This is a genomic window from Pantoea coffeiphila (assembly GCF_016909495.1).
Lineage (GTDB): Bacteria > Pseudomonadota > Gammaproteobacteria > Enterobacterales > Enterobacteriaceae > Erwinia > Erwinia coffeiphila.
Window position 1 is genome coordinate 438112 of the sequence record NZ_JAFBFW010000001.1, and the last position, 10491, is coordinate 448602.

Genomic DNA, 10491 nt, shown 5'->3' on the forward strand with positions numbered 1-10491 from the left:
TGCAGGTTTCTGAAACCCATGATACTGAGGTGCAGCATTTGCTTCACCAGCTGCTCCAGCTTGCGCGCTCTCAGTCGCCGTTGCCCTGCGTTTGTCTGCGCGCGGTGAAAACCCATCAGGTAAAACGCTTTGAGGCGGAAGTAGCGACCTTCTCTTTTCCACTTCAGGGCACTTTCAGCTACCGGGAAAACGGTGACTGGGTAACCGTACACCCCGGTGAGATGCTGGTCGTCCCGAATGCCAGAAGTCTGGACATCGAATATGCACCCTGCAAAGACAGCGGAGAATTTGTTGCGCTGAGCCTGTCGCTGGCGGAGGAACAGCTGGAGGCCGCGCGGCTGCTGCTTGCCGACCCCGCGCAACAGGACATTGGCGATGTGGTTGCCGTGTCCGTCGGCGATCTGCTTGCACCGCTTAAGCGCTGGGTAAAGGCGATGACTGGCGGTATACGCCCCCTTTCTCTTCATGCCATGGTCGAAGTGGTGCTGATGCTTTATGCCATGGGCTGCCACGGATTGCTGCGCGCACGAGATCCTGGCCTGGCAATGAAGATTCGCCGAATGGTAGCAAAAGATCCTGCCCATTTATGGCATGCCGCTGAAATAGAACAGCAGCTGGGTTTTAGTGGCGCCACGCTGCGCCGCCGTCTGGCCGCTGAATCCACCAGCCTGCGGGCGATTATTATCGAGGCCCGCGTGGCAGAAGCGCTGCGTTTGTTGATGTCCTCCGATCTTCCGGTAAAAACGGTGGCGGGCCGCGTCGGCTACAGTTCCGTGACCAGCTTTAGTAGACAGTTCAGCGATCGATACGGCATTGAACCCTCGGGATTCCGCTAATTCAGATTCGCATTCTGTTCACGGGATCGCGACGATAAAACCGCAGCCGCCCTTCACAATCTAACCTGATGATAAATATGAATAATTATAAAAATGATCTCTCGGATCGTTTTCTAACTTTATATAATAGGCATTATATAAAGTCAGGATCTGGGATCAAAATTCCGTTATCATACGATCCGCTGCGGAACCGGACTTTACCGTACGCCTGGGTGCCTGATTTTTACCGGGCTGTAACCGGGCAATTCTACAGTTAAAAATGGCGTCGCTACGTGAAAGATTGCGCATAATCCCTCTGCCGATTCGGCAGAATTCACGTAGCGCGATCGATGGTAATGACAGGCGATTTATTCAGCAAATATGACAGAATTCATCCAATACCTGCCCTCTTTTCTCCCCGCGAACCCGGAAGGTGCAGCATGAAAGACCCCAATCGTACCGGCCGCCAGTGGATGGACACGCCCGAACGTTACGGCCTGGTCACCCGCATCCTGCACTGGGGAATGGCCTACCTGCTTCTCTGGCAGTTGATCATGGCGTTGAGCTGGAAGGCGTTCAACCCTTCAGAAACGGTCGAAAACATCGCCCGGTTCGGCCCCGATCATGGCACGGTCGGCCTGCTGACTATCGCGCTCGTCGTCGTGCGTGCCGCATGGGGGTTCACCAACAGGCACCGCCGCCCGCCCCGTTCATCGGGATGGATGGGCACCGCCGCCCACGCCGCTCACCTGATGCTGTATGCCCTGATGTTTATCATCCCGGCGATTGCTCTTCTGCGCGTGTACGGCAGCGGAGAGGGATGGAGCCCCTGGGGGCTGCCCCTCATTCCGGAAACCGGAACGGAAATCGGCTGGATGATCGCACCGGCCAATGCGCTTCACGCTCTGCTGGCATGGGTGCTCTGCGGCATCATGGCCATGCATATTCTGGCGGCGCTTTACCATCGGTTCGTTCTGCGTGACGGTACCTTTGACCGGATGGCCGGGCTTAAGTCGTCACCGGAAGGCAGAGAGTAAAAATGACAAAAGCCATTCAGAATCAGTCCTTTTTTCTTTCTTCAACAGCTGGCGATGCGATGCGAACAACGCTTGAAGAATTCGTCGAAGACAAAGATGCCTTCTCGCCAAACACCTGGCGGCAGTTGCTCAGCGTGATGCGCATTTGCTATCGCTGGGCGGAAGAACATGGTCGAACGTTTTTCCCAATCTCCCCTGCCGATCTGCGTGACTACCTGTCCTGGCTACAGAGCAGCGGTCGGTCTTCTTCAACTATTGCCAGCCACGCCGCGCTGATCGCTATGCTGCATCGTAATGCCGGTCTGGTATCTCCCGGCACTTCGCCGCTGGTGTTTCGCACCCTCAAAAAGATTAACCGCAGTGCGGTCGTCAGCGGCGAACGCACCGGCCAGGCCGTGCCTTTTCGGCTGAGCGATCTTTCCCGGCTGGATGCACGCTGGGCAGGATCGGACAGACTGCAGCAGGTCCGTGACCTGGCTTTTTTGCATCTGGCCTACAATACCCTGCTGCGCGTTAGCGAACTTTCCCGCCTGCGGGTGGGTGATATCAGCCGGACGGAGGATGGACGAATTATTCTGGACGTGGCGTGGACCAAAACCATTGTTCAGACCGGCGGCCTGATTAAAGCGCTGAGCAGCCACTCCTCGCAGCGCCTGACGGAATGGCTGATGATTTCCGGGCTGGCAGCCGAACCGGATGCTTATCTGTTCTGCCCCGTTCATCGTTCTAATTCGGCCAGAATCAACAACGCCAGGCCGTTAACGCTCCCGGCGCTGGAAAATATTTTTTTGCAGGCGTGGCGCGAGGTGGGCCCGGCTACGCCCGCAAAGAAAAATAAAGGTCGCTATCAGGGATGGAGCGGACACAGTGCCCGCGTCGGGGCCGCGCAGGATATGGCCCGGCAGGGCTATTCCGTTCCGCAAATTATGCAGGAAGGCACGTGGAAAAAACCGGAAACCCTGATGCGTTATATCCGTAATGTCGATGCACACAAAGGTGCGATGGTTGATTTTATGGAGAACGGGTTTAACTAAACCTGCGCCAATATCAGCAATGTTACATCCACAAAATAATCTCTGAAGGTGCCTCCAGAAATTTACTAGCCAATCGGAAACACGCCTGGCGCTGATGTAGAGTTTTATATTTCAACAGCCAGCGACCAGGACGATGACACGGACGACATCCGTTCCGCATGATGCGGTATTTAAAACATTCCTTAGCCATCCAGATACGGCGCGAGACTTTATCGCGCTGCACCTGCCTGAGCAAATTTACGCGCTTTGCGATCTCAGCACCTTAAAGCTGGAATCAGGCAGCTTTGTTGAAGAAAACCTGCGCGCTTTTTACAGCGATGTGCTTTACAGCGTACAAACCACCTCCGGTCAGGGCTATATTCATATCCTGATTGAACATCAATCCTCACCCGACAGGCATATGGCATTCAGACTGATGCGCTATGCCATCGCGGCAATGCAGCGCCACCTTGATGCTGGCCACAGCCGTCTTCCGCTGGTGATTCCATTTCTGTTTTATAACGGCAGGCGAAGCCCTTACCCTTACTCGACCAACTGGCTGCAGGAATTCTACGATCCTGGCATGGCGGAAAAACTGTATCGCGAAGATTTTCCCCTAATTGATGTTACGGTAATCCCCGACGACGACATTATGCACCACCGCAGCATGGCCGCATTGACACTGTTGCAGAAACATATCCACCAGCGCGATCTGACAGAATTACTCGATCGGCTTTGCACCGTCTTAATTGCAGGCTATCTCACAGGACAGCAGTTAGTTTCGCTGATAAACTACCTGGTGCAGACAGGGGAAGCCCCGGATGCGTCTGCTTTCGTACGGAAACTGGCACAAAGGATGCCTCAGCATAAGGACGGACTGATGACTATTGCCCAACAGCTTGAACAGATTGGCGTTAAGAAAGGTATCAAGAAAGGTCTTAAGAAAGGCATTCTCCTTGGTGAAGAGCAGGGAGTGATTAAAGGTAAGCGTGAAGCCGCACTGACCATTGCCCGCTCACTTCTTACCCGTGGTATGGATGCTGACTCAGTTCTTGCCGTCACCGGACTGATGGCAGAGGATCTGGAGAAATTACCTCACTGATTTTGCTGCCGTCTGATGACGGCAGTTATATACTGTAGCCCGCAAGTTTGCATTCTGCAGATGATTTCACTCAGGGCTGAACGGTTTTGGCAACTCACAAAAAAGAAACGAAAACGGCTTCAAACAGAAAAAAGGCAAATTTTTCTGATATCGCCAGACTCGCTGGCGTTAGCGAATCAACAGTTAACAGAGTGCTGAATGAAATCGGCAGCGTTTCTGAATCCTCTCGACGTCGTGTGGTGAATGCTGCGAAGCAGTTAGACGTCAGGAGAATACTGCCCGATGTAGAACACCAGCTTATACATATTGATGTGCTTATTTCCCATGTTTCAACGCCAATCGTTAAACGTTATCTGGAAGAGTTAAACCGCATCCTCCATCTGCTTGATAAACGTGTGCGCATTCATCGTATTTCGCTACCCGATGCGGAAGAAAAAGTCATTGAAGCATTAATCCATTCTCGCCACCGACGGGATGCTATTATCGTCGTTGCCCGTGATACGCCACTCATTCGTAATCATCTTAATTCGATGATTGACCAGGGAACGGTGGTGATTACCTTAATGAGCCAGTTCCCGGAACTCACCACCAGCTTATATTCAGGGATTGATAATTACCAGGCGGGTAAAACGGCCGGTTGGTTTATTCAGCGCTTAAGTCAGCGCCCTGGCAGAGTATTGAAACTCTTGTGTAATAAGCATTTTGGTACGCATTCAGAACGCAGTGACGGGTTCAGCCAGCAAATGCTCGCATCGGGCAGCTTTGAAGAAGTTGAAATAATCACCGACAACAGCAGTCAGGCCTGTTATGACATCGTGGTTGACGAAATTAAAAAAGGTGAACTGGTTGGCATTTATAACAGTGGCGATGGATCGGATGGCATATTCAAAGCCCTGAAGGAATTTGACCGTGTATCCAGCGTAACTTGGGTTGGTCATGAGATGTACGACTATCATATTAGCTGCCTGAAAGACGGCGCAATGGATTTGATCATCGATCAGGATCCGGATACGCAAATTATTACCGCAATCCGTCATGCCCTGAATGCCTGTGGACTGGGCGACGTTTCGCCTGATACCGGTCCCGTTGAGTTTCGATTATTCTGCCCAACCAATCACCATTCCCGCCCCTACCTTCGCAGCTGAAACATCAATCCGGGATAATTCCCGGATCGACCACATAATTGAATATCGATTAACCCGTCAGATGAGTTCTCGAACAGACAGGCCGAATAACAACCAGCAATAGTTTATTTTAAATCCATACAGGTAGTGTGCATATCCGCTATCATTTTATTTAATGCAATGATATTTAATCACTGAACAGATCTGTTCAAGATACTTAATTTGTGATGCAAGGCAAAACTCTTTAATGAGTTAGTTAACACAACCATGACAATTGGTTTATAAATGTCGCGAAACATAACAACAAGCAATTCAGTTATCGTTTAAATAATACAGTCAATAAATACGGATATTGTTCATCAGGAAGATGCTGCACAAACTCTGACCCTCAGGATAAAATTTAATTCCGACTCTGCAATGCTCAGCAATATGCCTGATCTGACGGCTCGGGAATGATTTTTACCGCCCCTACCCTTGCACTCTTACTGAGAGTTTCAGGGCGTTTCTTTACGTCAATAATTTAACAAGTTTTAATTACATAGGTTTTTAAATGAACAAGGTAAGACTTTTTCTACTCTATTTAACTGGAGGGATATTTACGCTTCTGGGCGTTCTTCTCGCCGCCGGTGGCGCGTATCTCATCTCGTTAGGGGGTTCCTGGTTTTATGTCTTTGCCGGCGCAGGGCTAGCTTTGACCGGCTGGATGCTGGTAAAGCAGCGCATTGCTGCCCTGCTTTTGGCACTGATTTTGTTAATTATCACGGGAGTATGGGCATTCTACGAAGTCGGTTTAGACTTCTGGCAGCTGGTGCCGCGCACAATCGTATTTATTATCGTCACCGTTATTGTTAGCGCATTTTCTCCGATGCTGAAAAATCGTGATGGTCTCTATCGTGTGCAGCCGAAACTGGCGATCGCCTTGACCGGGGTATTCAGCGTGGGCGTAGTTGCCGTTTTTGCCGGTATGTTCCAGCCTCACCCTGAAGTCAGCGCCAAAGGAAAATCGGCCGCGCCGATCGTCAATCCGCAGGCCGGTGAGAATGAAGGCGATGACTGGCGTTCCTGGGCGCGCAACGCCAGCGGCCATCGCTTTGCTCCCTTCACGCAGATTAATAAAGATAACGTGAAAGACCTTGAGGTTGCCTGGACCTATCGCACCGGTGACCTGGCGATTAACGGCGCGGAATATCAGGTTACGCCGTTGAAAGTGGATGACACCGTGTATCTGTGTACCCCCTTTAGCAAAGTTATCGCGCTGGATCCGCAGTCCGGCCAGGAGCGCTGGCGTTTCGATCCAAAACTGAAGCCGGGTGCCGGTGAAGGCGATGGAGGTAAAGGATGGCAGCGCTGTCGCGGTCTGGCGTACACCGAAACGCCGACGTCGAACCCAACCGAACAGTGCCAGGCACGCATCGTATTAACCTCAATTGATGCAAGACTGTTTACGCTGGATGCCAAAACCGGCCAGATGTGTCCGGGCTTTGGTGATAACGGCAGCGTCGACCTGCTGAAAGGACTGGGTCCGCGTGCGCCGGGAGTCTACTTCCCGACGGCGGCGCCAACCGTCGCTGGAGACTTGGTGGTGGTCGGTGGCCTGATTGGTGATAACGACAGCGTTGGGCAGCCGTCGGGCGTAGTTCGTGCTTATAACGTCCGTACCGGCGCCATCACCTGGGCCTGGGATCCGGCCAATCCTAAACGCGGCACGCCACTGCCTGATGGTGAAGTTTATCCACCGGAATCGCCAAACTTCTGGGGGACAGCGGCATACGATGCAAAATTGGGGTTAATCTACATCCCAACCGGCAACCAGACGCCGGACTTCTGGAACGGAAACCGCCACGACTACGCCGATGAGTATAATGACTCCATCGTCGCCATCGATGCCAAAACCGGTATCGATAAGTGGCATTTCCGCACAACCAACCGCGACATGTTTGACTATGATGTCTCCACTCAGCCTATTCTCTATGATATGCCGCGTGAGGATGGTTCGATCCTGCCGGTGGTGATTCAGATGACCAAGCGCGGGCAGATTTTTGTCCTCGATCGTCGTAACGGAAAGCCGGTGTACCCGGTTGAACAGCGTAAAGTTTCAACAGACGCCATGCCGGGCATGAAGCCGTGGCCGACTCAGCCTTACTCCTCGCTGTCCGTTGGCGTTGCGCCGCTAAAAGAGCCGGACATGTGGGGAGCCACGATCTTCGATCAGCTTTACTGCCGCATTCAGTTCAAACAGATGCGCTGGGAAGGCGAATTTACGCCGCTGTCCGATAAGAAGAAAACGCTAATCTGGCCGGGCTATTACGGTGGGATGAACTGGGGCGGCGGCGCGCTGGATGCCTCCACGGGCATGCTCTACGTTAACGATATCCGCATGGCAATGTGGGCTCGCTTCCTGAGCCGGGAGGATGCGGCGAAGGTGGGTCTGGCTCCATCAAGCGAAGGCGAGTACTCGCAGCAGTTGGGTACGCCGTGGGGCGTTGAGCGTTCGATGTTTATATCACCGCTGGGCGTTCCCTGCTTTAAACCGCCGTTTGGTTCAATGACTGCAATCAACCTACAGACCGGTGAAACGCGCTGGCAGGTGCCGATGGGAACGCTGGAAGACGCGCGTATCCGTAACGCGTTCCTGCCTGACGAAGGCATTATTCCTCATCTGCATATCCCTGTAGGTATGCCAACGATGGGAGGGCCGATGGTCACCAAAGGCGGTTTGACCTTCTTCCACGGCAGCCTCGATTATTATCTGCGTGCGCTGGACAGTGATACCGGCGAAGAGCTGTGGCGTGGGCGGCTGCCGGTGGGCGGCCAGGGCGCACCGATGAGCTATATGGGCAAAGATGGCCGTCAGTATGTGGTGGTCGTGGCCGGTGGTGCTACGCGTACCGGTACCAATAAGGATCGCGGCGACTACGTGATTGCCTATGCTCTACCGCAGGAACCCGCTAAAAAATAAGTGTGGTTAACGTAAAGCAGGAGAATGACCTCCTGCTTTTTTAACCCCCATCCCCGGTTTACCTACGTGCGTCTTATCACCCGGGCGGTAACCTGAACATGAAATTCCCGCACTTTCAGCAGAAGGCTTTATTCCTGTCGATATCAGGCGTTAGAATGCCGCTCTTAATCTGCGTATGCCGTAAGGCAGCCGCCAGTCTGAATAGTATGGAGGTCGGGGTGTTACTGGAACAATTTGGTGTTATCAATCTCTGGACGTATATTGCGGGCCTGCTGTTAATTATTATCGCGCCGGGTCCGAACTCGATTTACGTGCTGAAGACCGCCGCATCCAGAGGTGTTGCCGCCGGATACCGGGCAGCACTGGGTGTGTTTACCGGTGATGCTCTGCTGATTTTCCTGTCCTTTATCGGCGTAGCCTCGATTATCAAAGCGTCGCCGCTGTTATTTACCCTGGTGCGTTTACTGGGGGCTTTTTATCTGTTCTACCTCGGCATCAGAATTATTCACGCCAACTTTTTTGCTAAAAGCCAGCGCGCGGAAGAAGTCAGCATCAGCCAGGAAAATATTTTCAGAAAGTCGCTGACCCTGAGCCTGACCAACCCAAAAGCCATTCTGTTTTATATCTCGTTTTTCGTACAGTTTATTGACTACAACTATGCGCACACCGGCCTGTCCTATTTCCTGCTGGCGGCTATCCTGGAAGCCTTCAGCTTTATTTATCTCTCCCTGCTGATATTTGGCGGTGCAGCGATGGCAACATTTTTCCGCCAGCGTCAGAATGTTTCACGCGCCGGAAACGGTATTATTGCACTGCTGTTTATGGGCTTCGCTGCCCGTCTGGCGACGCTTTCTGCCTGAGAATATACGGGCCCTTAGTGGCCCGTTTCCTCTCCCCGATTATCAGTAAACCGGGTTTTCGCCTGGCATAAATTGAATTCGTTTTTCTCATTTCAACGGTATAAATTCGAGCGGCATGGTGTGTCAGCCGGGTAATAATTTTGCGTTCATCATCCCATTTTTGATAACGCAACGATTAATTTTTTGCGGCTAATAATCATCATTGATAGAGATTAAGCTGGGTTCTTCTTTCAATTCAGGTTATCTGCCATGTCGAATCCTCATCTCCGTCAACTGCGCCATATGGCACTGGTTATCGCTCTTGTTCAGTTTGCTAATGCGCTGGAATATATGGTTTTTAATCCACTGTTCGCATTTATGGCCGCTGATTTCGCCGTCCCCGTCTCATACTCAGGTTATGTCTCGGGTTTGTATACCGCAGGTGCTGTTATTTCCGGTTTCTCCGCTTTTTACTGGCTGGGTCGGGTGAATAAAAAACGTTTTTTAATGCTGAATATGGCGTTGCTGGGCACGTTGACGGTCATGGCCACGCTAACGCAGAGTTTCGGCGTGCTGCTGATACTCCGGTTCTTAGCCGGTATGATTGGCGGTACAACGATGGGTGTCGCCATCGGTCTGTTGATCAATCAAACCCCACCCGATATGCGTGGGAAGATGCTGGCGACGGTCATTGCTGCGTTTTCGATGGTAAGCATTGCTGGAATGCCGCTGATATTACTGATTTGTACCCATTTCGGCTGGCATCTTTCACTGAACGTCATAGGCCTGCTGTGCCTGCTTGCTATTCCACTGGTTACCCTCTTCGTTCCTGCGGAGACGTCGATTGGGTATGCTCCTGCTCCGCTGACGTTAAGTAAAAATACCCTGCTCTTTGCCTCAGCAAATGCCCTGGTGCAGTTCAGTCCGATGTTGATTATTCCGATTCTGGTTCCGTTGCTGACACGGCAGATGGGGCTGGCACTGCCGCTGTTACCCTGGGTGTTTCTTGCCGGAGGCATTGCAGGCCTGCTGGCCACCAAAATAACCGGGAAACTGTTGGCGTACTGTAATGCACGACAACTGGCCGTTAGTTCGACGCTTATTTTTCTGCTCAGTCTCGGCATGGCTGCGTCCGGTTCTCCGCTGTCTGGACTGTTTATTGTCCTGTTTCTCGCCGCATCCTATAGTCGTCTGGTGGTGTCATCGGCGGTCACCATTTCGTATCCCTCCGAGGGGCAGCGCGCCCAATTTGTGGCACTACAAACGTCGTTAATGCACCTCGCTACTACCGTTGCATTCTTTTTGGCTCCGCTGCTGCTTGGTGAAGACGAGGCAGCCTGGCATCTTGACAGGCTGTTAATTATCGCTGCCGTGGCGGCGCTACTGTTTCCGATTTTCATCGTAATGTTGCAGAGAAATCAGCGAATTAATCATCCTTGAAGTCTTACCGACTCCACAGATCCGGGTCCTTACACTGGCATCCATTCGGCGGCGCATGCTTTCGTTTAACTGTCCTTTAATTCATTGAAATGTAATGTTTTATATTTTTTTACACAAGACAATGAAATCTTTACAATGAGCCTGCAAAGAAAAATGATTATC

8 protein-coding genes are annotated in these 10491 nt (G+C 51.9%); all 8 read left to right on the top strand.

Annotated features, from left to right (window positions below; genetic code table 11):
* Positions 1-29: 29 nt before the first annotated feature.
* Positions 30-836 (top strand): helix-turn-helix transcriptional regulator, encoded by an 807-nt coding sequence (locus JOE09_RS02040; RefSeq protein ID WP_338049273.1) that lies wholly within the window; start codon positions 30-32, stop codon positions 834-836.
* A 419-nt stretch (positions 837-1255) separates the two neighbouring features.
* Positions 1256-1852 (top strand): cytochrome b, encoded by a 597-nt coding sequence (locus tag JOE09_RS02045; protein WP_205064608.1) that lies wholly within the window; start codon positions 1256-1258, stop codon positions 1850-1852.
* A gap of 59 nt (positions 1853-1911) precedes the next feature.
* Positions 1912-2886 carry a tyrosine-type recombinase/integrase gene (locus JOE09_RS02050; protein ID WP_239552895.1) on the top strand — a complete coding sequence of 325 codons (975 nt, stop codon included), beginning with the start codon at positions 1912-1914 and terminating at the stop codon, positions 2884-2886.
* A 133-nt stretch (positions 2887-3019) separates the two neighbouring features.
* Positions 3020-3967, top strand: a complete 948-nt coding sequence (locus tag JOE09_RS02055) for an Rpn family recombination-promoting nuclease/putative transposase (protein WP_205064610.1) — start codon at positions 3020-3022, stop codon at positions 3965-3967.
* An 86-nt stretch (positions 3968-4053) separates the two neighbouring features.
* A complete protein-coding gene (locus JOE09_RS02060) occupies positions 4054-5112 on the top strand; it encodes a LacI family DNA-binding transcriptional regulator (RefSeq protein WP_205064611.1) in 1059 nt (352 codons plus the stop codon).
* Positions 5113-5641: 529 nt separating this feature from the next.
* Positions 5642-8050, top strand: a complete 2409-nt coding sequence (locus JOE09_RS02065; RefSeq protein WP_205064612.1) for a membrane-bound PQQ-dependent dehydrogenase, glucose/quinate/shikimate family — start codon at positions 5642-5644, stop codon at positions 8048-8050.
* Positions 8051-8256: 206 nt separating this feature from the next.
* A complete protein-coding gene (gene leuE / locus JOE09_RS02070) occupies positions 8257-8910 on the top strand; it encodes a leucine efflux protein LeuE (protein ID WP_205065092.1) in 654 nt (217 codons plus the stop codon).
* A gap of 282 nt (positions 8911-9192) precedes the next feature.
* Positions 9193-10329 (top strand): MFS transporter, encoded by a 1137-nt coding sequence (locus JOE09_RS02075; protein ID WP_239552896.1) that lies wholly within the window; start codon positions 9193-9195, stop codon positions 10327-10329.
* Positions 10330-10491: the final 162 nt, after the last annotated feature.

Bases quoted from the DNA above. Each gene is read 5' to 3' on its own strand.
- JOE09_RS02045 (WP_205064608.1), top strand. From the start codon at position 1,256: ATGAAAGACCCCAATCGTACCGGCCGCCAGTGGATGGACACGCCCGAA.
- JOE09_RS02050 (WP_239552895.1), top strand. From the start codon at position 1,912: ATGCGAACAACGCTTGAAGAATTCGTCGAAGACAAAGATGCCTTCTCG.
- JOE09_RS02055 (WP_205064610.1), top strand. From the start codon at position 3,020: ATGACACGGACGACATCCGTTCCGCATGATGCGGTATTTAAAACATTC.
- JOE09_RS02065 (WP_205064612.1), top strand. From the start codon at position 5,642: ATGAACAAGGTAAGACTTTTTCTACTCTATTTAACTGGAGGGATATTT.
- leuE (WP_205065092.1), top strand. From the start codon at position 8,257: ATGGAGGTCGGGGTGTTACTGGAACAATTTGGTGTTATCAATCTCTGG.
- JOE09_RS02075 (WP_239552896.1), top strand. From the start codon at position 9,193: ATGGCACTGGTTATCGCTCTTGTTCAGTTTGCTAATGCGCTGGAATAT.